The organism is Burkholderia lata, assembly GCF_902499335.1.
Classification (GTDB): domain Bacteria; phylum Pseudomonadota; class Gammaproteobacteria; order Burkholderiales; family Burkholderiaceae; genus Burkholderia; species Burkholderia lata_B.
Window position 1 is genome coordinate 266,697 of sequence record NZ_CABVQK010000005.1, and the last position, 25,424, is coordinate 292,120.

General features: G+C 67.9%; 6 protein-coding genes. All 6 read left to right on the top strand.

What is annotated here, in order from left to right; genetic code table 11:
• The first annotated feature begins 5 nt into the window (after positions 1-5).
• The 6 genes from BCO18175_RS14450 to BCO18175_RS14475 all read left to right on the top strand — a co-directional run bounded on the left by BCO18175_RS14450 (position 6) and on the right by BCO18175_RS14475 (position 25,408).
• On the top strand, positions 6-1,622 hold the full coding sequence (locus BCO18175_RS14450; RefSeq protein WP_174981818.1) for an MBL fold metallo-hydrolase: 1,617 nt from the start codon (positions 6-8) through the stop codon (positions 1,620-1,622).
• Complete coding sequence (locus BCO18175_RS14455) at positions 1,610-5,524, top strand: non-ribosomal peptide synthetase (RefSeq protein WP_174981820.1); 3,915 nt, start codon at positions 1,610-1,612, stop codon at positions 5,522-5,524. Before BCO18175_RS14450 ends, BCO18175_RS14455 begins: the two co-directional genes overlap by 13 nt.
• A complete protein-coding gene (locus tag BCO18175_RS14460; protein ID WP_174981822.1) occupies positions 5,521-14,613 on the top strand; it encodes a non-ribosomal peptide synthetase in 9,093 nt (3,030 codons plus the stop codon). Before BCO18175_RS14455 ends, BCO18175_RS14460 begins: the two co-directional genes overlap by 4 nt.
• Positions 14,614-14,700: 87 nt before the next feature.
• On the top strand, positions 14,701-24,219 hold the full coding sequence (locus tag BCO18175_RS14465; protein WP_174981824.1) for a non-ribosomal peptide synthetase: 9,519 nt from the start codon (positions 14,701-14,703) through the stop codon (positions 24,217-24,219).
• Positions 24,216-24,872, top strand: a complete 657-nt coding sequence (locus BCO18175_RS14470) for a glycosyltransferase family 25 protein (RefSeq protein ID WP_174981826.1) — start codon at positions 24,216-24,218, stop codon at positions 24,870-24,872. The genes BCO18175_RS14465 and BCO18175_RS14470 overlap by 4 nt, the downstream gene beginning before the upstream one ends.
• Before the next feature lie 53 nt (positions 24,873-24,925).
• Positions 24,926-25,408, top strand: a complete 483-nt coding sequence (locus BCO18175_RS14475) for a hypothetical protein (protein WP_254608072.1) — start codon at positions 24,926-24,928, stop codon at positions 25,406-25,408.
• Positions 25,409-25,424: the final 16 nt, after the last annotated feature.

Genomic DNA, 25,424 nt, shown 5'->3' on the forward strand with positions numbered 1-25,424 from the left:
CTTCGTTGACCATTTCGTCCAGCACGCAGGTCTACCTGCGACAAAACATCCAGTTCGAACCGCTGATCAACAGCTGGTACGCGTGGTATCACACGCTTCCGCCGTTGACCGCCGCCCTCAACGTGGCGGAGCGGTTCCTGCCGCTGCTGAAGTCCTATGCCGCATCGCCGATGATGCATGCGGCGGCCTGCAAGGATCCCGCGATGCGCGGCGGCCCGTTTCTCGACCTGGGCGGCCAGCGCGTCGACGAGATCCGCGCGCTGATCGAGCAGACCACCCGGCGCGCGACCCGGCAACTGGAACTGGCGAAGGCTTACAAGGCGTTCTCCACGCTGCTGCTGGAACAGGCCAGGGGGATGGCGTCGGACCCGCTCTACCCCGAGATTCCGGAGGTGTTGAAGGGCTATGTCGAGATCTACTACGACCTGAACCACAACCCGTCCTTCCGGGTGTTCGAAAGCCTGCTGTACGCGAGCCCATTCTATGCACGCGATGCGCAGAGCATCGCGCTGTCGGCGATCGAGGAGAACACGCCCCGGCCGTTCATCCTCAGCACGCCCCGGCTCAGCGACGAGCGCACGCTGTTCAGCAACATGGCCTTCGACGACCGCGCGCTCGACGCGCTGTTCCGCATGCGCGACACGCCCGGCAGCTACGCGAAAATCGTCGACCTGATGCGCGTGGAGGAGAAAGACGAGCCGCTGTTCCGCTCGTTCTTCGTCGAGGAGGCGCCGGCGCCGAAACCGGATCGTTCGTTCGACGGCGACGACATCCGCATCCGCTACTACGGCCACGCGTGCGTGCTGGTCCAGAGCCGGGGCGTGAGCATCCTGATCGATCCGGTGATCAGCTACGGCTACGACACCACGCTGCCGCGCTACACGTTCGCCGACCTGCCTGACCAGATCGACTACGTGCTGATCACGCACAGCCATCACGATCACATCGTCCTCGAAACGCTGCTGCAGCTTCGCCACAAGGTCAAGACCGTGGTGGTCGGCAGGAATCTCGACGGCTTTCCGCAAGATCCGTCGATGGAACTGGCGTTGCGCAAGCTCGGCTTCGACGACGTGCTGGAAGTTCGGGATGCCCAGGAAATCAAGGTGCCCAACGGCGCCATCACCGCCATTCCGTTCCTGGGCGAACACAACGACCTGGCGATCCACAGCAAGCAGAGCTTCATGATCCGCTTCGGCTCGCGCTCGGTGCTGTGCATCGCCGATTCGTGCAACCTCGACCCGCGCCTCTACGAGCATGTCTTCCGCCTCGCCGGCAAGCCGGACACGCTGTTCGTCGGGATGGAAACCGAGGGCGCGCCGCCGTCATGGGTCTACGGCCCGCTGTTTCCCAAGTCGCTGCCGCGCGACATCGATCAGTCGCGCCGGGCGCGGGGCTGCCAGTTCGGCGAGGCCGCCGCGCTGGTGGACGATTTCCCGTTCAACGCGGCGTATGTCTATGCGATGGGTCAGGAGCCGTGGCTGAACCACCTCCTCGACAACACCTTCGACGAAAACTCGCCCAGCCATATCCAGTCCACCCAGTTCGTCGCGCACTGCAAGGCCAAGGGCATCGCGTCCGAAATCCTGTACGCGAAGAGGGAGATCGTGCTTTGTCAGAACTGAATCTCAACGCGCTCTCGACCAGCGGGCAATACCAGGAACACGTGGCGTTCTGGAGCGATGCGCTCGGTCGCATCGACGAAGACTTCCGCCTTCAGCAGTCGTGGCAGGCGTACGCGCTGCCGCTCGGCCCCGCGCCGACAATGACGTTCGCGCTCGACGGCGGCGCGGCGCCGGTGCTGGAGAAGCTCGCCGCCGGCAACGAACTGGGCGCGTTCGTCGTGCTGCTGGCCGCGCTGTTCCGCGTGCTGGCGCGCTACGACGGCGCGGCCGGCCTGTTCGTGGAATCGCCGCGCCTGAGCGTCGAACCCGCGAGCGGCCCGGCCGATCCCGTCCCGCTGCTCGACGCCGGCGAGCCCGGCCCGACGGTTCGCGCGTACCTGAACCAGCTGCGCGACAGAGTGCAGCGCAGCTATTCGTACCAGGATTTTCCGATCGCCGCCCTCGCGCACAAGCTGCATGGCGAACGGCTCGCGACCAACGTCGGCGTGCGCTTCGACGGCCTTCACGACGCCTGGGCGTCGGACGACTACGACCTGTCGATCGAGATCCGGCATCGCGAGCGCTACGAGATCGTGCTGACGGGCCGGCCGACGGTGTTCACGCTGCATTATCTCCAGCATGTCGCGCGACACCTGCGCAACGTCGTGGCCGGCTTCGGCGCACTTGACGCGCCGCTCGACACCGTCTCGCTGCTCGACGACGAAGAGCGCGCGCGCCTTCGTTCGCATGCGGCGCCCGTCGCGGTACAGGGCACCTTCCTGGAACAGTTCGCGCAACGGGTCGCGGCCGCACCCGACAGCGTCGCCGTGGTGACCGCCGACGCATCGCTGACCTATGCCGAACTCGACGACCAGGCGTCCCGGCTGGCGAGCTTCCTGCTCGCGGAATACGCGATCGAACGCGGCGACGTGGTGGGCGTGGTGGCCGACCGTTCCGAGCGCTGGATCGTCGGCATGCTCGGCGCCCTCAAGGCGGGCGCGGTGTATCTGCCGCTCGACCCGGAGTTTCCGCGGGAGCGGCTGCGCTTCATGATCGAGGATGCGAAGGTCAAGGCGCTGCTGACGCACTCGGAACACCTGCCGTTGCTCGCCGATTTCTGGGCGATCCCGATGTTCGCCCTCGACTTCCAGCTCGACACGCTGGAGCCCGCGTCGGCGGCGGCGCAGGTCGAGGTCCGGCCGGACGATGCGGCGTACATCATCTACACGTCCGGCTCCACCGGCGTGCCCAAGGGCGTCGTGCTCGAACACGCAGGGCTCCTGAACATGGCGCAGTACCATGTGGACGCATTCGGTTTCGATGCCGCCGACCGGTTCGTCCAGTTCTACTCCCCGGGCTTCGACGGCTCGGTCATGGAGATCTTCGTCACGCTGCTCGCGGGCGCGCGCCTCGTGCTCGCAAAGACCGCCGTGATCCGGGACGTACCGCGTTTCGTCGACTACATCGCGCAGCAGGGCGTCACCACCCTCAACGCGACGCCGGCCTATCTCGCCGCGCTCGACTGGCATGCGCTCGGCGCCGTGAAACGGGTCATCAGCGCGGGCGACAACGCCCGCGTGGCGGATCTGCGCGAGCTGGCCCGGACCCGCACGTGCCACAACTCGTACGGCCCGACCGAGGCAACCGTGTGCATCACGGACTACGTGGTCGACCCGGCAATCACCTACGGGGCCCGTCTGCCGGTGGGCCGCCCGATCCGCAATACGCACCTGTACCTGCTCGACGAGCACGGGGCGCTGGCCCCCGAGGGCTGCGCGGGCGAGATCTGCGTGTCCGGCATCGCACTGGCGCGCGGCTATGTCGGCCGGGACGACCTGACGGCCGCCGCGTTCGTCGACCACCCGTTCGAGGCGGGCGAGCGTCTCTATCGCACCGGCGACCTCGGCGTCTGGCTGCCGGACGGCAACCTGGAAGTCACCGGGCGGCGCGACACGCAGGTGAAGATTCGCGGCTATCGCATCGAAATGGGCGAGATCGAGGCGGCGCTCAGGCAGCACGCCGACGTCGCCGACGCGATCGTGTTCGTGCGCGAGGACGCGCCGCAGCACAAGCAGCTGGTGGCCTGCGTCGCGACGGCGGCGGCCAGCGTCGCCAGCCTGCGGGAATACCTGAAGGAACGTCTGCCCGAGTTCATGGTGCCGGCGTCGATCGTGACGCTCGAACGCCTGCCGCTGACGCCGAACGGCAAGCCCGACCGCAAGGCGCTCGCCGCGCTGGAACTGGCGCCCGTGCCGAGCGAAACCGCGTACGTCGCACCGGCCAACGACGTCGAGGCGCGCCTGGGCAAGATCTGGTCCGAGGTGCTGGGCCGCGAGCCGATCGGCGTGCACGACAATTTCTTCGAACTGGGCGGCGACTCGATCCTGATCATCCAGGTGATGTCGCTGGCCCAGCAAGTCGGGCTCAAGTTCACCGCCGACCAGTTCTTCGCGCATCCGACCATCGCCGAGCTCGCCCAGGTAACAATGGAGGCGCCGTCGCTCCGGATCGCGCAGGAGCCAGTGGTCGGCCCCGCCCCGCTGACGCCGATCCAGCACTGGTTCTTCGCGCAAGACGTAGCCGATCCGCACCACTACAACCAGTCGACGATGATCGAGGTGCCCGCGTCGCTGCGGCCGGATACGATCGAGCGCGCACTGGCGGCCGTCGCGACGCATCACGACGCGCTGCGGCTGAGTTTCGAGTGCGTCGCCGGCGCGTGGCAGCAGTCGCATGCGGCGCCGCCGCTGGCCATTCCGCTCGGCGTCACGTCGCTGGCGGACGCAGCGCCCGCCGCACGGCACGCCGCGATGCTCGCGACCGCCACCGGCATGCAGGAGAGCTTCACGCTATCGGCGGCGCCGCTGCTGCGCGCGCACCTGTTCCAGTTCGGTCCCGACGCGTCGCAGCGCCTGCTCGTGGTCGCGCATCACCTGGTGATCGACGGCGTCTCGTGGCGCATCCTGTTCGAAGACCTGTACACCGCGTGTCGCCAGCTCGACGCGGGCGAAACGGTGCAGCTCCCGGCCAGGACGACGGCCTGGCGCGACTGGTCGACGCGTCTGTCCGAACTCGGCGCGACCCGGCTCGACGGGCTGGACTACTGGCTGCAGGGGAACGCCGGCGAACCGGCGTGCTTCGACGACATGCCGCTCGGCACCCTTGCCGAAGCCGGCTCGACGGTCGTCGAGTTCGACGCGCAGCAGACGCTCGCGCTGCTGCAGGACGTGCCGCGCGCGTTCAACACCCAGATCAACGAAGTCCTGCTGACGGCCCTGCTGCTCGCGTTCGGCGACTGGACCGGCAACGCGTCGCTGGTCGTCGATCTCGAAGGCCACGGCCGCGAGGACCTCTTCGACGGCGTCGATACGTCGCGCACGATCGGCTGGTTCACCGCCCACTATCCGGTGTTCCTGGACGCCGGCGACGCCACCATCGCGGTCGACGCGCTGCGCCACGTCAAGGAGCAACTGCGCTCGGTCCCGATGCGCGGTCTCGGCTACGGCATCGCCCGCTACCTCGGCCACGACGCCGGCATCGCGGCCGCGCTGGAACGGCAGCCGCCGGCGCCGGTGCGCTTCAACTATCTCGGCCAGGTCGATCGCGTGCTGGCCGACGACACGGGCTGGAAGCCGGTGCTCGATTTCCAGAGTCCCGAGCACAGCCCGCGCGCGCGTCGCGGCCATCTGTTCGAGATCGACGGGATGGTGTTCGACGGCCGTCTGCGCCTGACCTGGCACTACAACCGCGCGGCCTGCGCACCCGGCGTCATCGAGCAGCTGACGCAGAGCTACCGCAGCCGTCTGCTGTCGATCGTCGCGGCCAGCGGCGACGGCCCGCGCGCGCTGAGCCCGTCGGACTTTCCGGCCGCGCGCATCAGCCAGGAAGCGCTGGACGCCCTTGTTTCAAGGATCAAATCGTGACATCCCCCACCATTGCCGATATCTACGAGCTCTCCCCGATGCAGGAGGGGATGCTCTTTCATGCCGTGCACGAGCCCGGCTCGAGAAGCAGCTTCAACCAGCTCAGTTGCCGGATCACCGGCAGCCTCGATCCCGCGCTGTTTCATGCCGCATGGCAGCAGCTCATCGATCGGCATCCGGTGATGCGCACGTCGTTCCATTGGGAGGAATTCGACAAGCCCATGCAGGTCGTGCACGCGCACGCCACGCTGCCGTGGGTGCAGGACGACTGGCTCGACCTGCAGGAACACGAACAGCGCACGCGGTGGCGCGCGCATCTCGAAAACGACCTGGCCGAGGGCTTCGCGCTCGATCGCGCGCCGCTCGTGCGCTGCCGCCTGGTGCGCGTCGCCGCCGACGCCTACCTGTTCAGCTGGAGCCACCATCACATCCTTGCCGACGGCTGGTGCCTGTCGCTCGTCATCGAGGAGATCTTCCAGGTGTATGGCGCGCTCGCGCGCGGCGTGCCGCCGGCGCTGCCGCCGGTGCGCCCCTATCGCGACTATATCCAGTGGCTGCAGCAGCACGAGCCGCAAGCCGCGCAGCAATACTGGACGCGCTATCTCGAAGGGTTCCGCTCGCCGACTCCGCTGCCCACGGCCGCGCGCGCGGACGCGGGCGAGCGCTTCGGCCAGGGCCTCGCGCAAGTGCAGGCCGACCTGTCGGCCGACCTGAGCGCACGCCTGCGGCAATTCGCGGCGCGCCATCACGTCACCCTCAATACCCTCGCGCAAGCGGCCTGGGCGCTCGTGCTGTCGCGTTACAGCGGGGAAACCGACGTGGTGTTCGGCGCCGTCGTGTCCGGGCGGGGCGCCAATCTGCCGGGGATCGAAACCATGCTCGGCCTGTTCATCAATACGGTGCCGGTGCGGGTGCGGGTTGACCCAAGGCAGCCGCTGGTGCCGTGGCTGAAGATGATCCAGGCGCGCGTGGCCGCCCGCGCGCCGTTCGAGCACACCCCGTTGCCCGACATTCAGCGCTGCAGCGAAGTGCCGCCGACGTCGCCGCTGTTCGAGAGCAACATCACGTTCATGAATTACCCGCTCGACGCGTCGCTGACGCATGGCGCGCACGGGCTGGCGGTCGACGAGGTGGCGCTCTACAACCGCGCCGACATTCCGCTCGAATTCGTGGTGACGGCGCGCGACGACTGGAAGATGGAACTGTCGTTCGACCCGCGGCGCTTCGATGAAGACACCATGCAGCGGATGCTGGGCCACGTGGCCGCGACACTCGACGCGTTCGCGGCCGATCCGAACCGGCTGCTCGGTCGCGTGCCGATCTTGCCCGAGGCCGAACGCCGGCAGTTGCTGGAGACCTTCAACGACACCGACGTGCCGTTCGACGCCGCGTTCACCGTGGTGCATCGCCTGGAGCAGGCCGCCGCGGACCACCCGGAGCGGCCCGCGGTCGAGTACCGGGATAGCGTCCTGAGCGCGGGCGAACTGAACGCGCGCGCCAACCGCATCGCGCACCGCCTGCTGGCCGCCGCCGAGCTGGGGCCGGACGCGCTGGTCGCGATCTGCATGCACCGGTCGGCGCATCTGATGGAGGCGATCCTTGCCGTCTGGAAATGCGGCGCCGCCTATATTCCGATCGACCCCGACTATCCGGTGGCCCGCATCCGCACCATTCTCGAGGATTCCGGCGCCGCCCTCGTGCTGACCTGCGACGGTCTCCTGCCCCCGGAGCTGGCCGGGATCGCGCCGGTCGTGTCGCTCGACGCCGTCATCGGGATCGACAACGACACCAATCCCGGCCGCCCCGTGTCGCCCGACAGCCTCGCCTACGTGATCTACACGTCTGGCTCCACCGGCAAGCCCAAAGGGGCGATGGTCGAGCACGCCGGCATGCTGAATCACATGCTCGCCGAGATCGACGAGTTTTCGATCTCGGCGTCGTCGGTGATCGCGCAAACCGCGCCGCATTGCTTCGATATTTCTGTGTGGCAATTTTTCACGGCGCCGCTCGTCGGCGGCAAGACCGTGATCGTCGACGACGAATGCATTCGCGATCCCGCGAGTTTCGTCGCGTACCTGGAAACCACCCGGATCGGCATCCTCGAACTGGTGCCGTCCTATCTGTCCGCGGTGCTCGACCGCGCGTCGGAACAGCCGGCGCTGATGCGGCACCTGCGGCACCTGCTCGTCACTGGCGAGATGGTCAGCCCCGCCCTGGTGAAACGGTGGTTCGACGTGTTCCCGGACATCGCGCTGGTGAACGCGTACGGCCCGGCCGAAGCGTCCGACGACATCGCACAGCACCGCATGACGTGCGCGCCGGCCACGCCTTACGTACCGGTCGGCAAGCCGATCCGCAACGTGCGCCTCTACGTCGTCGACCCGCAGATGAACCTGTGCCCGATCGGGATTCCCGGCGAGCTTTGCGTGTCCGGCGTCGCCGTCGGCCGCGGCTATCTGAACAACGAAGCCGCCACGCGGGAGGCTTTCATCGAGGATCCGTTCCATCCGGAGCGCGGTGTCCGCCTGTACCGCACCAGCGACATCGGCTGCTATCTGCCCGATGGAACGATCGTGCTCCACGGCCGCAAGGACCACCAACTGAAGATCCGCGGCTACCGCATCGAGCTCGGGGAGATCGACAACGCGCTGGCCGCCATTCCGGAAATCCGCCAGGCGGCCGCGCTCGACTATCGCGACGAGGCCGGCCGCGCCGCGCTGTGCGCGTATGTCGCGTTCCGCGACGGCGCGTCGCTGAGCGACGCCCGGATTGCCGCCGCGTTGTCCGCCACGCTGCCGGAGTACATGGTGCCCGGCATCTACGTGGTGCTCGACGCGCTGCCGCTGAGCGGCAACGGCAAGATCGACCGCAAGGCGCTGCCGCCGCTGGACCGCTCGCGACACTCCGCCACGGCACACGCGCCGACGCCGCCCCGCACGCCCACCGAGACGCTGCTGTGCCGCATCTGGGGCGAAGCGCTGGGCATTCCGTCACCCAGCATCCACGACAACATCTTCGCGCTGGGCGGCGATTCGATTCTCAGCATGCGCATCGTGTCGCTGGCCGCGAAGGCGGGCCTGAAGATCACGACCCGGCTCATCTTCCAGCATCCGACGGTGGCTGAACTCGCCGCCGTGGCGACGCGCGGCACGGTCGGCGCGGCGGAGTTCGTCGCGTCGTCCGGCCCGCTGCCGCTGACGCCCATCCAGAAGCGCTTCTTCGCGCAGCGCAAGGACGACCCGGACCAGTACAACCAGGCGGTCCTGCTCGACGTGCCGGCGGATGTCGATCCGGTCTTGCTGCGCCAGGCGCTGCGGCACGCGGTCAAATGGCATGACGCGCTGCGGCTGCGCTTTCGCGCGGACGCGTCCGCCTGGAGCCAGGAAGTCGTCGACGATCCGGAGGTCCCCGTCGTCGTGTCCGACATTGCGCGCGACCAGCTCGCGCAGTACGTCGCGCAGTCGCATGCGAGCCTGAATCTCGCGGACGGCCCCGTCGTGCGCGCGGACCTGTTCCGCGTCGACGAAGGCCGTTCGCTCCGCCTGCTGCTGGTCGCCCATCATCTGGTCGTCGACGGCGTGTCGTGGGGCGCGCTGCTCGAAACCGTGTACGACGCCTATACCCGCCTGCGCAACGGCAAGGCGCCCGAATTCGCGGGCGGCAGCGCGACATGGACCGCATGGACCCGGGCAATCTCGAACTGGGCCGGCTCCGGCGCCGCCGACGCCGACATCGCCCATTGGCAGGCCCTCGCACGTTCGGCCCTGCCCGGCCTGCCGCTCGATCGCGATGCGTCCGCCGATGCCAATACCGTGTCGTCCGCCGAAACGATCGTGGTCGAGCTCGGCGAAGCCGCCACGACGGCCTTGCTGGGCGCCGCGCCCCGCGCGTACGACGCGCAGATCAACGACGTGCTGCTTGCCGCGCTTGCGCGTGCCGTCAGCGACTGGAGCGGATGTGCCGACGTCCTGCTGGATCTCGAAGCGCACGGGCGCGAGGAACTGATCGACGCGCTCGACATCTCGCGCACGGTGGGCTGGTTCACGTCCGTTTTCCCGGTCGTGCTGACGGTCGATGCCGGTTCGCACGATCCGGCTCGCCTGGTTGCGTCGGTCAAGGCGCGACTGCGCGCCGTGCCGAGCGCGGGCATCAGCTACGGCCTGCTGCAAGACCGGCTCGCCGGCCCGGCTCCGCAGCCGCGGCTGCTGTTCAACTACCTGGGCCAGACCGACCAGCTGTTCACCGCCGCACGCGACTGGAAACAGGCCGCGGAGCCCAGCGGAGACGGCCGCAATGCGAACCAGCTGCGCGAGCACCTGCTCGACATCAACGCCTACGTGACCGGCAACCGCCTGCACGTTGCGTGGGAGTTCAGCCGGGCCTGCCACGACACGGACACCATCCAGCGCGTCGCGCAAGCGTACATCGCGGCGCTCGAAACCCTGGTCGCCGGCCATGCCGTCGAGTCCGCATCGTCCCGGCCCGCGACCGGCTTGCCGCAGGCGCCGGCCTCGGTGATGCCGGACGCGATCGCCGACGTCTACGCGCTGACGCCGACCCAGCAGGGCATGCTGTTCCACAGCCTGTACGAACCCGCGTCGGATGCGTACTTCAGCAGCCTGAATTTCGGTATCGACGGCGCGCTCGACATCGAACGGTTCCGCCGCGCGTGGGATACCGTGGCGCACCGGCACGACATCCTGCGCACCTCGTTTCACTGGGAAGACATCGAAAGCCCCGTGCAGGTCGTGCATCGCCGTATCGACTTGCCGTGGCACGACGAGGATCTGCGCGCGGCGTCCGCCGTGGAGGCCGAACAGCGCTGGGAAGCCTACGTGGCGCAAGACCGGGCGCGCGGCTTCGACTTTACCCGCGCGCCGCTGATGCGGCTCGCGCTGTTCCGCGTGGGCGAGCATGCATGGCGCTTCCATTGGAGCCATCACCACATCCTGCTCGACGGGTGGAGCTCCGCCCGGCTCCTGAGCGAAGTGGCCGCCGCCTATCAGGCGCCGCCGGCCGCAGGCGCTCCGGAGCGGGACGCGCCGCCCGCCTTCGCCGGTTACGTGCGCTGGCTGGCGCGCCAGGACGCCGCCGCGGCGGAACGTTTCTGGAAGACGAAGCTGGCGGATTTCCCGGCGACGACGCCGCTCGTGCTGGGCCGCCCCGAACTCGACGGCACGGCCGCGCCGGGCGCCTACGTGGAAGAGCCGCTGCTGCTCTCCGAAAGCGACACGCAACGGCTGGTCGCCTTCGCGCAAGCCAGCCGCCTCACCCTGAACACGCTCGCGCAGGGCGCGTGGGCGCAGTTGCTGAGCCGCTATAGCGGCGAATCGGACGTCGTGTTCGGCACGATCGTTTCCGGTCGTCCGGCATCGCTGCCGGCGTCGGACGAGATGGTCGGGCTGTTCATCAACACGCTGCCGGTGCGGGTCCGCATCGACGCGCGCCCGACGTCCGCGTGGCTGGCGCAATTGCAGATGGATCTCGCGCAGCAGGAGGAATATGCGCACTATCCGCTGGCCGACATCCAGAAATTCGCCGGCCTGCCGCCCGGCGTGCCGCTCTTCGAAAGCCTGCTCATCTTCCAGAACTATCCGGTCGAGGAAGCGCTGGCCGATGCACTGCCCGGCCTGCGGATCGGCGCATTCCAGGTGTCCGATCCGAACAATTACCCGCTGACGCTGGTCGTGACGCCGGGCAAGCGCCTGTCGCTGCAGGTGCTGTACGACGACGGCCGGTTCGATCGCGAAACGATCATCCGCCTGCTGCGCCATGTCGAGACCCTGCTCACCGGCCTGGCCGGCGCGGAAGATCGCCCGAACCGCAGCGTTCCGCTTCTCGCTGCCGCCGAGCGGGACGCCATCCTGCTCGACTGGAACGAACCGTTCGCGCCGGTTCCGTCCGACCGGACGCTGCCCGAACTGATCGAGGCCGTCGCCGCCGCGCACCCGGAGCGCATCGCGGTGCGCTGCGGCACGGAGGTTCGCACCTATCGGGACCTCGTCGAAGGCGCCAGCCGGATCGCCGCGCATCTTCTGCAAACGGCCCCGCTGCAGCCGGACGACCGGATCGCCGTCTGGATGCCGCGCTCGCCGCTGATGCTGGAAACGATCCTGGCGATCTGGAAGTGCGGCGGGGCATATGTTCCGGTCGATCCGGCCTATCCGGCCCAGCGAGTCGAGACCCTCCTGACGCTGGCCCGGCCGGCCGTCATCGTCGGCACGGACTGCCAGCCGCCGCCGGCGCTGGCGTCGATCCCACTGGTCGATCCCGCCCGCCTGCCCGCCCATCGCGACGCCGAAGCGCCGACGCCGCGCTGCCGGCCCGCGGACCTCGCCTACGTGATCTTCACGTCGGGTTCGACCGGCCAACCGAAGGGCGCGATGGTCGAACATCGCGGCATGCTCAATCACGTGCTCGCGATGGCGCGCAGGGTCGGGCTCGGCGCGCAGAGCGCGGTCGCGCAGACCGCTTCGCACTGCTCCGATATTTCGGTCTGGCAGTGCTTCGCGGCGCTGGCGTCGGGCGGCACGACGGTGATCTATCCCGATGCCGTGATCCTCGAGCCCGCGCGCCTGATCGACAGCCTGCACCGCGACCGCATCACGGCGATGCAATTCGTGCCGTCCTATCTGGCGACCTTTCTCGGCGAACTGGAACGGCATGCGGCACCGGCCTTCCCGCACCTCGACACGCTGCTGACGATCGGCGAAACGCTGCAGCCCGCCACCGCGCAAGCCTGGTTCCGCCTGAATCCGGCGGTCCGGCTCATCAACGCGTATGGTCCGACCGAAGCGTCGGACTCCGTCGCGCACTACAGCATGGGGAGCGCGCCGGATCTGCCGGCGATTCCGATCGGCCGGCCGATCGAGAACCTGCGCCTCTACGTCGTGGACGCCGACATGAATCCGTGCCCACCCGGCGTCAAGGGCGAGATCTGCATCGGCGGCGTCGGCGTCGGGCGCGGCTACCTGTTCGACGAAGCACGCACCCGGGCGGTGTTCCGCGACGATCCGTTCAGTCCGGAACCGGGCGCGCGCCTGTATCGCACCGGCGATATCGGCTGCTTCGGGGCGGACGGCAATCTCCACTTCTTCGGCCGCCGCGACTTCCAGGTCAAGATCCGCGGATATCGCATCGAGCTTGGGGAAATCGAAGCCGCGCTGACCGGTCTCGTGGGCATCTCCAACGCCGTCGTGGTCGCCCGCGAGACGCCGGATTCGGAAATGTCCCTGTGCGGCTACGCGTCGGGAACCGGCTGGACGCCCCAACGCGTGCGCGACGCACTGCGCGACAAGCTGCCGGCGCATATGGTGCCCGACACCGTGATGCTGCTGCCGGCGCTACCGGTCATGCCGAACGGCAAGATCAACCGCGCCGCGCTGCCGCGCCCGGATGCCGCATCGTTGCCCGACGGCGTGCCGGCCGAACCGCGGACGCCGGTCGAAGCGGCGCTGCTGCGCATCTTCGCCGAGGTGCTCGGCCGCCGGCCGAACGGCGTCGACGACGATTTCTTCGAGCATGGCGGCCAAAGCCTCAAGGCGATCCAGATGGTCAGCCGGATCCGGCGCGAACTGAAACTGGAAGTCGCGGTGGCCGACATCTTCCATGCGCCGACGCCGCGCGCGCTCGCGCGGAAGCTGGCTGCCATGCCCGCCGGCGGCGCTGCCGCCGACGACGATGCGCTCATCCCGGCGCTGGCCGTGCAATCGTCCTACGCGGTGTCTCGCGCACAGAAGCGGATCTGGCTCGCCAGCCGCAGCGCGGATCCGTCCACGTACAACATGGCAGGCGCGCTGCAGCTGGACGGCGCCGTCGACACGGCGCGTCTCGTCCGTGCGTTCGACACGCTGGTCGATCGCCACGAGAGCCTGCGCACCGTGTTCGCGATGATCGAAGGCGACTTGCGGCAACGCATCCTCAGCCGCGAAGCATCCGGCTTCCGGGTCGAGCAGCGGGATCTCGCCGACGATGCCGGGCCGCAGGCGATCGATGCGCTGATTCGCGCGGAAAGCGAGCAGCCGTTCGATCTCGCGTCGGGGCCGCTCTTTCGCGTCAAGCTGGTGCGGCTCTCGCCGGCGAAGCATCTGTTGCTGCTGAACATGCACCACGTGATATCGGATGCGTGGTCGATCCGCGTGCTGACCGACGACCTGCATGCGCTGTATGCGGGACGCGACCTGCCGCCGCTGTCGATCCAGTATCGCGACTACGCCGCGTGGCACAACGCGAGCCTCGCCGGTCCGCGCGCCGCCGCGCATCGCGCGTACTGGCTCGAGCAACTGGCGGCGCCGCTGCCCCGCCTGCAACTGGCATCGGACTTCCCGCGTCCCGAGCGGCTCGGTCATGCCGGGCAGACGCTCGAAGTCGAACTGCCGGAGCCGCAGGCGGCGGAACTCGCGACGCTGGCCCGCGCTCACCATACGTCGCTCCATGCGGTGCTCCTGGCGTCGTTCTGCGTGCTGATGCACCGCTACACGGGGCGTGAGGACATCGTCATTGGCAGCGTGTCGGCCGGGCGCGACAGCGAGCAGCTCGAAGCGCAGATCGGCGTGTACCTCAACACCGTCGTGCTGCGCGTCCCGGTGCGGAAATCCGCGACCGTCGCGGAGGTGATCGACGGTGTGGCGAAAGCCTCCACGGAAGCGCTGGAGCATGCGTCCTATCCGTTCGACGAGTTGCTGGAAGACCTGAAGATTCGCACCCCGGCGGGCCATTTTCCGATCTTCGACATCCAGGCGAACCACGTTTCGATGCCGGCGCCGCAGCCCGGTCTTCGCATCACGGACCTTTCGCAGACCGACACGACAGCCAAGTTCGACCTGTCCTTCCAGGTCGTGGAAAGCGAAGGCAGGCACCTGATCCAGTTCATCTACAACACCCACCTGTTCCGCCCGTCGACCATCGCCGCGATGCGCGATCGACTGCTCGCGATCCACGACGTCTTCCGCCGCGATCCGGCCACGCCGGTCGATCGCATCCCGCTCTCCGGCGATGCGCCCGCCGCCGGCCCACGGGTCCGGGTCGGCCTGCGCCTGAAGCGCGCGCCCGAGGTCACGGCCGACGACGCGCTCGAGGAGAAGACCTGATGCGGGCCGGCCGGGGTTCGAGCAGCGGGCGCCGTGCGCGCTGCTTCGGGTTGTTTCAGGTGAACAAAACGTCTCAAGGAGTTTTCTGTGCAAGACAATAACGTGCTGGTCACCGACCATCGCTATGCGCACACCGCGCGTTTCTGGCGCGAAAGCCTTTCCCAGGTCGCCGGCGTCTACCGGATCGCACCGCACGCCCCGGCTCAGCAGCCGGGTCGCCAGCTGTCCCGCTCGGTGCGGCTCACGCCCGCGTCGCTCGACCTGTTGCGGCATATCGGCGACGGCGAGCTTGCCGAATTCGCCGTCACCGCGGCGGGCATTGCGTTCCTGCTCTGGAAATACTTCCGGATTCCGGTCACGGTGCTCGGCACGCCGGGGCTGGCCGGGCATCCGCCGGCCCGGGCCGCCACCGTTCCGCTGATCATCGAGGTCCGTCCCGAGGAGCGCGTCGAGGACTACCTGTCGCGCGTGGCCGGGATCGTGGAAGACAGCTACGCCGAGCCTCAATTCCCGCTTGAAACGCTCGTGCGCAACGAACAGGACATGGATCTCGCGCAGCTCACGAAAGTCGCGCTGGCGGACGATCGGGTGCACCACGCACCGACCGGTCGGGACGACGACCTGCAGCTGCATCTGCGGCTCGCGCGCGGCGAAATCGAGCTTCGTTACAGCGCGGCGATCGAGCCTTTCATCATCGACGGTTTCGCCGGCAGCCTCGGCGCGGTGCTGGAGGCATTCGAACACCTCGACCAGCCCGTCGGCGACATCGAATCGGCCCCGCCGGAAGAGCGCCCGCTGCTGACCGCCTTCAACGAAACCGCGACGGCCGGCCCCAGCCACCCGACGGTCGTCGCCATGTTCGAAGCGCAGGTCGCACGTACGCCGACGGCGCCGGCCCTGGTCACCGACAGCTCGCTGATGACCTACGCCGATCTGAACGCCCGGGCCAACAGCCTGGCGCATCAATTGCGCGAACACCACGGCGTCGGGCCGGAATCGCTGGTCGGCATCATGCTCGACCGTTCCGAATGGATGATCGTCGCGATTCTCGGCATCTTGAAGGCGGGAGCGGCGTTCGTTCCGCTGGACCCGGCGTATCCGGCCGAACGGATCAATCACATCCTCGGCGACACCGGCCTGTCGCTGCTGGTGACCCAATCGAGCCAACTGGCGCAGTGGTATGAATTCTCCGGCGTGACGCTGCTGCTGGACCAGGAACTTCCCGGCTGGACGCCGCTGCCGGACAACCCGCCGTACCGTGCCGAACCGGCGCACCTGGCCTACGTGCTCTACACGTCCGGCTCGACCGGGAAACCCAAAGGCTGCCTGCTCGAACACCGGAACCTGGCCCACTACATCGCGTGGGCCGCCGGGTATTACTTTCCGGAAAGCACGACCGGCAGTTTCGGCCTGTACAGCTCGCTCTGCTTCGATTTCACGCTCACCAACATCTTCTGCCCGCTGGTGCGCGGCAAGACGCTGCGCATCTATCCGCAGTCGGAGAGCATCGACACCATCCTGGCCCGGATGTTCCAGCCCGGCAGCGGCGTCGACACCCTCAAGCTCACGCCCACCCACATTCACCTGCTGGAATACATGAACCTGGCACGCTCCGGCGTGCGCAAGGTGATCGTGGGCGGCGAGGAGCTGACGCCCCAGCACATCGCCACGCTGCGCAAGATCGATCCCGCGATCGAAATCTACAACGAGTACGGACCCACCGAGGCGACGGTCGGCTGCATCGTCGAGCGCGTCGAGGACGCGCCGTCCACGGTGCTGATCGGACGGCCCATCGCCGACACCCGGGTGTACATGCTCGACGACGCCCTGCGGCCGGTTCCGCTCGGCGTGCCCGGGGAAATCTGCCTCGCCGGCGCCGGCCTCGCGCGCGGCTATCATCAGCGGTCCGACGTCACCGCCGCGAAATTCGTCGAGCATCCGTTCCCCGGCGAAGCACGCATCTATCGCACCGGCGACATCGGCCGGTGGCTGCCCGACGGACGTATCCAGTGCTACGGACGCGTCGACCACCAGGTCAAGATCCGCGGGCACCGTGTCGAACTCGGCGAGATCGAGGCCGCGATCGCCGCGCACGAGGATGTCGTCGGCGCGGCGGTCATGCTGCGCGAATCCGCCCACGGGGTGCGCAAGCTGGCGGCCTATGTCAAGTGCGCCGCGAGCCTCGGCGTGCCGGATCTCCGGGCCTATCTGGCCGGGAAGCTGCCGGACTACATGGTCCCGTCCGACATCATCCCGATCGCCGAATTCCCGCTCAACGCCAACGGCAAGCTGGATCGCCCGGCGCTCCTGGCCCTGGAGCCTGCCGCCGCGCCCGACGCCGCCAGTCTCGACGCCACGCCGATCCAGCTCGAGCTGGTGCGCATCTGGCGCGACGTGCTCGACAATCCGGCCGTCGATCTCACCGGCCGCTTCTTCGACTACGGCGGCGATTCGCTGCAAGCCATGCAGCTGGTCTCGCGGATCTGGAGCAGCTTCTCCGTCGAGATCGGCATCGACGCGATCTTCGAACTCCAGACCATCAGCGCGGTGTCCGACCTGATCGAAGCGTCGTCGCCCCGCGCCGGTTCGACGGCCGGCACCATCCTGCCCCGCTCGCGCACGAACGACCTGCCGCTGTCCTTTCCGCAGCAGCGGCTGTGGTTCCTCGCGCAACTGGAAGGCCCGTCGGCCACCTACAACATCTCGAGCGCGCTGCGCTTCGACGGCGAACTGGACATCGCGCGCCTGCGGGTTGCCGTGTCCGAAATCAGCCGGCGTCACGAGATCCTGCGCACGACGTTTCCCGCCGTCGACGGCCTCGGGGTTCAACACATCGCGCCGCCGGCGCCGGTCGCGCTCGACGTGGTCGACGTCGCCGACGAATCCGACACACTCGCGCTGCTCGCGGCGGAAGCCGACCGCCCGTTCGATCTCGCCGCCGGGCCGCTCTATCGCGTCGTGCTGTATCGCGTCCATGAGCGCCTGCACGTGTTCGGCATCGTGATGCATCACATCGTTTCCGATGCATGGTCGTCAGGCATCCTCATCGGCGAACTGGCCGCGCTCTATGCCGGCCAGTCTCTGCCGGAACTGGCTGTCCAGTACGCAGACTACGCCGTGTGGCAGCACGAGCGCCTGGCGTCCGCCGATACGCATCGGGAACTGGCGCTCCTGAGCGCCGCGCTGGCGGACGCGCCTGACCTGATCGAACTGCCCACCGACCACCCCCGGCCCGCCATCCAGCAGTTCCGCGGCGCGGTCCTGCCGTTCCAGCTGAGCGGCGAACGCGCCGACGGCCTGCGCGCGATTGCCCGCGCGTCCGGCACCAGCACGTTCATGGTCGTGCTCGCCGCGTATGCGCTGCTCCTGTCGCGATACAGCAACCAGCAGGACCTCGTCATCGGCTCCCCGATCGCCAATCGGCGTTCCAGCATGACCGAGCCGCTGATCGGCTTCTTCGCGAACATGCTCGCGCTGCGCGTGGACCTGTCGGGCAATCCGACCTTCAGCGAACTGCTGGCGCGCGTGAAGCGCGTCGCGCTGGACGGCTACAGCCGCCAGGAGATTCCGTTCGAGCAGGTGGTGGACTCGCTCGAGCTCGAACGCAACCTGAGCCGCACGCCAGTGTTCCAGGTCGTGTTCGCGTACGAGAAAGCGCAGTCCCAGGCGGTGAGCTTCCCCGGCCTCGTGGCCACGCCGGTGTCGGTGGAGACCCACACCGCGAAATTCGACCTCACGCTTCATATTCAGGATGCCGACGACGGCCTCGCTGGCTCGCTGGAATACAACCTGGACCTGTTCGACGCCGCCACGATCGATCGCATGGCGGAACACTTCCGCACGCTCGTCGATGCCGTGATCGCCGATCCGGACCGGCCGCTCGGCGCGCTGTCGTTGTCGAGCGATGCGGAGCGGAACCTGCTGACCGTCGAGTGGAACCAGACCGACACGGATTTCGGCGAAGCCGCCGCGCAACCGCTGCATCGCCTGTTCGAACAGCAGGTCGAGCGCACGCCCGATGCCGTCGCTGCCGTCTTCGATGACCAGGCGCTCACCTACGCCGAACTCAACCTGCGCGCCAACCGCCTCGCCCACCACCTCATCGCGCTCGGCGTCGGCCCCGATGCACTCGTCGGCGTCGCCATGGAACGCTCCCTCGACATGAGCGTCGCGTTGCTCGCGGTCCTCAAGGCCGGTGGCGCCTACGTCCCCGTCGACCCCGACTACCCCGCCGAGCGCGTGCGCTTCATGATCGACCACGCGCAGTTGCGCTGGCTCCTCACCCAGCAGCATCTGCGCGCCGCGCTGCCCGACACCGGCGCCCGCCTGATCGTCGTCGATAGCGACGAAACCGATCTCGACGTCGACGCCGTGTCGAACCCCGAGCCCGCGCTGAACGGCGACAACCTCGCCTACATGATCTACACGTCCGGGTCGACCGGCCGCCCCAAGGGCGCGCTCAACACCCATCGCGCGATCACCAACCGCATCCTCTGGATGCAGCACGCCTACGCGCTCGACGCCGACGATGCCGTGCTGCAGAAGACCCCTTTCAGCTTCGACGTCTCGGTCTGGGAGCTCTTCTGGCCGATCGTCACCGGCGCGCGCCTCGTGTTCGCCCGACCCGGCGGACAGCGCGAGGCCGACTACCTGGTCGAGCTCATCGAGCGCGAACGGATCACCACGATCCATTTCGTGCCGTCGATGCTGCGCGCGTTCCTCGACCATCCGGACCTCGACGCACACTGCGCGTCGCTGCGCCGCGTCGTGTGCAGCGGCGAGGCGTTGCCCCACGACCTGCAGCAGCGTTGCCTCGAGCGCCTGGACGTCAGCCTGTACAACCTCTACGGCCCCACCGAGGCCGCTGTGGACGTGACCGCGTGGGAATGCCGGCGCGACGACCCGCACCGCATCGTCCCGATCGGCCGGCCCATCGCCAACACCCGTCTCTACATCGTCGACGCGCAGATGCAGCCCACGCCGGTCGGCGTGGCCGGAGAATTGCTGATCGGTGGCACGCCGGTCGGGCGCGGCTACCACGGCGAACCCGAACTGAGCGCCGAGAAGTTCATCGCCGATCCGTTCTCGTCCGACCCGCTCGCGCGCCTCTACCGCACCGGCGATCTCGCGCGCTACCGGCCTGACGGCAATATCGAATTCCTCGGCCGCATCGATCACCAGATCAAGCTGCGCGGCCTGCGCATCGAACCCGGTGAAATCGAGGCGGCGCTGCGCACGCATCCGGCGGTCGACGACTGCGTCGTGATCGCGAAAACCGAAGGAGCCCGAACGTTCCTGATCGCCTATGTCGCGACCGCGGCACCGGACCTCGCCGATCTGCGCGGCTACCTGAGCGGCAAGCTCGCCGACTACATGGTGCCGTCGCAGTTCGTCGCACTTGAATCCTTGCCGATGCTGCCCAACGGCAAGATCAACCGCAAGGCGCTGCCGCCCCCGGCGGAGGTGGTCGACGCGGCTCGGCCGCACGCGCCGGCCGTCACGCCCCGGGAAATCCTGCTGGCGTCGATCTGGCAAGACGTGCTGCAACTGCCTTCCGTCGGCATCCACGACAATTTCTTCGAACTCGGTGGCGACTCCATCCTGAGCATCCAGGTGATCGCGCGCGCCAATCAGGCGGGGCTGCGCGTGACGGCGAAGCAGCTGTTCCAGTATCAGACGATCGCGCAGCTGGCCGCCGCGCCCGAGGAACGGGCAGCACACGCACCGACCTTGAGCCCGCTGGGCGAGGCGCCGCTCACGCCGGTGCAACACTGGCTCTTCGATCAGGAGATCGATGCGCCGTCGCACTACAATCAAACGGTCCTGATCCAGGTGCCTGCGGATATCGACGCGTCGAAGCTCGCCGACGCGTTCCGGCAAGTCTACGAACATCACGACGCGTTGCGACTGCGTTTCTCGCACGATGCGGGCCGCTGGACCCAGCAAGTCGTCGTCGGCGGCGAGATGCCGGCGCTCTTCGCGAAGCAGGTGATCGCGGGCGACGCCGGCGAGCGCCTGGCGGCGATGCGCGCCGCCGCTGCTGACGCGGAGCGCGGCATCGACATCACGCACGGCCCGTTGCTGGCGGCGCGGCTCTTCTGCCTGGCCGACGAGCCGCTCGCCCGCCTGTTCGTGTCGGTCCATCACCTGGCGGTGGACGGCGTGTCGTGGCGCGTGCTCCTCGAGGACTTGCATGCCGCGTACCACGGCCAGCCGCTGCCCGAGAAGACGACGTCGTTCCGCGAATGGGCGTTGCATCTGCAGCACCTGGCCCGATCGCCCGCCATCGGCGACGAAGCCCGACTGTGGCAAGCCCTCCTCGCGCAGCATGTCGAGCCGATTCCGGTTGACTATCCGGCCGCGGGTGCGGCCAACGACGGGGCCAACAAGCGAGCCAACAACGCGGTCGGCGATGCATCATCCGTTTCATTCGAACTGGACGAAGCCGACACCACCGCGTTGCTGCGCCGGCTGCCACGCGCCTACGACACCCGCATCAACGACGTCCTGCTCGTCGCGCTCGCGCAAGCCTGCAGCATGGTCACGGGCAACGCCCGCACCCGGATCGATCTCGAAAGTCACGGCCGCCATGTGTCGGATGCGCCGCTCGACCTCACCCGGACGGTGGGCTGGTTCACGTCCATCTACCCCGTCGTGCTCGACGCCGACGCGATGCACGCGCCGGAGGAAGCGCTGCGTGCCGCGCGGCAGCAGCTGCGCCGGATTCCGGCCGACGGCCTCGGCTATTCGCTGCTCCGATACCTGAGTCCCGACGCCGCCGTGCGCGACAGTCTCGCCGCGTTGCCGAAGGCCGAGATCCTCTTCAACTATCACGGGCAGCTCGATACCGTGTTGCAGCAATCCGATGGCTGGCGCCCGGCGGCCGAGGACCTCGGTTCGCTGCGCGCCGAGCAGTCGCAGCGCACGCACGCATTCGAGATCGTCGCCGCCGTTGTCGACGGCAAGCTTCAGGTGGACTGGCGCTACGGCGAGCGGCTCCACCGGCGGCAGACGGTCGAGAACCTGGCCGCGCACTTCAAGGACCGGTTGCTCGACTTCGCGGCGTCGGTCCCCGACACCGCATGGGACGCCATCGAGGACAGCTACCCGCTCTCGTCGCTGCAGCAGGGCATCCTGTTCCATTCGCTGTACGACCTGGATCCTGCCGCCTATTTCCAGCAGTTCAGCTTTGTGGTCAGCGGCCCGCTCCAGGTGCCGGCGCTCCGGCAAGCGTGGGCCAATGCGCTCGCGCGCCATGCCGTGCTGCGCACCGCGTTCGCATGGGCCAATCGCGATCATCCCGTCCAGACCGTGCTGCACACGGTCGAGCTGCCGTGGACGTTCGTCGACTGGCGGCACCGCGATGCGTCCCGCCGCGCGCAGGACTTCGACGCGTTCCTCGCCGACGACCGGAAGCGCGGCTTCGATCTGCAACGGGCGCCGTTGTTCCGCTGCACGCTGATCCAGGAAACGGACACGCGCCATCGCTTCTGCTGGAGCGCGCACCACATCATCCTCGACGGCTGGAGCACCGCGACCCTGATGAAGGAGGTGTTCGACGACTACCTGTCGCTCGCCCGCACCGGCATGCCCGCGGTCGCGGCGTCGGCGCCGGGATACCGCGCGTACATCGACTGGCTCGCGCGTCATCCTCGCTCGGCCGACGAAACCTGGTGGCGCGCCGAGCTGGCCGGCTTCCACGCCGCCACGCCGATCGCGGCCAGTCCGGCCCGGCAGATCACCGGCGACGCCGCGCGGCAGGACAAACTCAGGACCCAGCAATTCCTGCTGGACGAGGCCCTGACCACGCGGCTGCAAGCGCTCACGCGTACTCATCGCGTCACCCTCAACGTGCTGATCCGCGCGGTCTGGGCGTTGGTGCTGCGGCGTCACGCCGGAACGGACGACGTCGTCTTCGGCGTCACCGTGTCCGGTCGACCGCCGATGCTCGACGGCGTCGAGTCGATCGTGGGGCTGTTCATCAACACGCTGCCGGTACGCTTGCGTATCGCGCCGGAGCGCCCCTTCATCGAATGGCTGGCGGCGGTCCATGCGGCCCAGACGGCGATGGAGCCGCATTCGTACAGCTCGCTGGTCGATATCCAGTCGTGGAGCGAACTGCCCGCCCGCGACAGCCTGTTCGACAGCCTGCTGGTCTTCGAGAACTTCCCGGTTGCCGCCGCCCCCGATCTCGGGCCGGACGACATCGAGATCCTCGACACCCGCGCGTTCGCGGAATCGAATTACCCGCTGACCCTGACCGTGCACCCGAATGAGCGCGTCGGCTTCCATATTTCGCACGATGCACACCGCGTCGCGCCGGATGTCGTACGGCAGATGCTCGGCACCCTCCGCACGTTGCTGGAACGATTCGCCGACGACCCGACCCTCCTGACCGGCCAGCTCGCCGATCCGCCGGCCGCCGATGGCCAGCCGAGCGCGCCGCGCGGTGAGGCCGAACCGGCGATCGAAGCCGCCGCCGGTGCGGCCACGGCGGTACGCGCCCTCACGCATACGGCCGACGAAAGCACGTTGCTGGAGATCTGGCAGCGGATCTTCAAAAGAGACGACATCAAGGTCAGCGACAACTATTTCGACCTCGGCGGCCACTCGATCATCGCGATCCAGTTGATGGCCAATGTCGAGAAGGCGTTCGATCGCCGGCTGCCGATTTCCTGTCTCTTCGAGAATCCGACAATCGAGAAACTGGCGGCGGCGCTGGCCGCGAAAGAGCCGTCCGCGCCCGCCGGCGGACTCGTGCCGATTCGCGACGGCGGCCCCGCCGCGCCGCTCTTCCTCCTGCCGGGCGCCGGTGGGAACGTGGTCTACTTCCACCCGCTCGCGAACCACCTGAGCGGCGCCCACGCGATTCACGGGCTGGAAGCGCTCGGCCTCGACGGCTCGTGCATGCCGCTCACGCGCGTGGAAGACATCGCGGCCCGTCATATCGAACGCATCTGGCCGCTGGTGGGCGCGGGTCCGTACTACCTGGCAGGCCACTCGTTCGGCGCGCACGTGGCGCTCGAAATGAGCCGGCAACTGGTCGCCAAGGGCGCCGACGTGAAACTGCTGGCGATCCTCGACGCGTCCGCGCCCATCGACAGCTCGGCCGCCACTTACTGGCAGGACTGGGACGACACCGAATGGCTGGTCGCGATCGCCCACGAAATCGGCACCTTCCTCGGGACCGACCTTCAGGTGACGCGAGCCGACCTCGTCCATCTCGATCCCGACGGCCAGGCCGGCCTGATCCTCGAGCGGATCGGCAGCCGCGGCAGCTGGTTCGCGGACGCCGGGTCCGACCGCCTGCGCGCCTACCTGCGCGTCTATCAGGCCAACTTCAAATCGCACTACGCGCCGCAAGCCACCCCGCTGCCCGTGCCGATCGCGTTGTTCCGCAGCACCGAGCGCGATCCCGGCGACTACGCTCCGTCGCCCGAGATCGCGCAGCTTCGCCTCGACCCGACCTGGGGATGGTCCCGCTTCTCGGCGCTCCCCGTCGCGGTGACGGACGTCCCCGGCGACCACCTGACCATGCTGCTCGATCCGCATGCCGGTGCCCTCGCCGCCCAAGTCAATTCGCTTCTGGAAAAAACGCACTCATGAAATCAACGCCGACGATCGACAACACTTTCGCCCGCAAGGTCTGCATCAACCTGGACCGGCGCCCCGACCGCTGGGAAGCGATGCAACGAAAATTCGCAGAGCAGAACATTCTCACGGTGGAACGGCTGTCCGCCGTCGATGCAAGGCTGGTGAGCGTGCCTGAATCGTTGAACCATATGCGCCCGCAGGACTACGGCTGCACGATGAGCCATCTCGCCGCGGTGAAACAGGCCAAGGCCGCCGGCGCGAGCGAAGTGCTGATCTTCGAGGACGACGCGTTCTTCGACGCCGATTTCGCCGCACGCTTCCCCGAGTTCATCGCGCAAGTGCCGGACGACTGGCACATGCTGTTCCTGGGCGCGTATCACTTCACGCCGCCCATTCCCGTCGCGCCGAACATCGTCAAGGCCGTGGAGACGCTCACCGCGCACGCGTACGTCGTCAGGGACTCGCTTTACGACGCGTTCATCGCGATCAACGAAAACCCGCCGGCGATCAACGACCGCAACAACCTCGTCCTGCAGCAGACGTTCAATTGCTACTGCTTCGAGCCGAATCTGGTCGGACAGGAGTCCGGCTACTCCGACATCATGGACGAAGTGATGCCGGAAAAGCCGCTGACCTATTCCATGCCCATTCCGGACGGCTGGTAACGCCTGCAGCCCGTGCTCGCCGCGACCCATCACTCGACAGGCCATTGAAAATCATGCAAATCACCACCGTTGACCTCGAAGCGGCGTTCGTACAGGCCGCGCTGGATGCGCTTCACCGGGACTGCAAGCTCGGCGACGCGATTTCACTGGCTTATGGGAAATGCGAATCGACTGCCGGCGTGATCGACCTGATTTTTCCGTTGATCACGAAGAAATTGCGGATCGATTACATCCTCATGTACAGCATCGAAAGCAATCCCCGCACGCTCCTGCAATTTCTTCGGCTGATCGAGTCGCGGCTGGCACGGAACGAAAACTGGACGGCCGCGTCGGTCGAGGCCGCGTTGCGGAGCGTGGCCGATTCGGCGGACAGCGTCGGCTGGGATCGTGCTCAGCGCCTGCTGAAGTGCTGCATCCTGTTTTCCGATTCGCCACTGGAAATCGTGGAAAGCATCACGTTCCTGGGCAAGCACGAAACCTCGTCGAGGTTGAGATCAGCGGCAAGAAATGTCGAACTCAGCCACCTGATCAACTGAGACCTATTGGCAACTC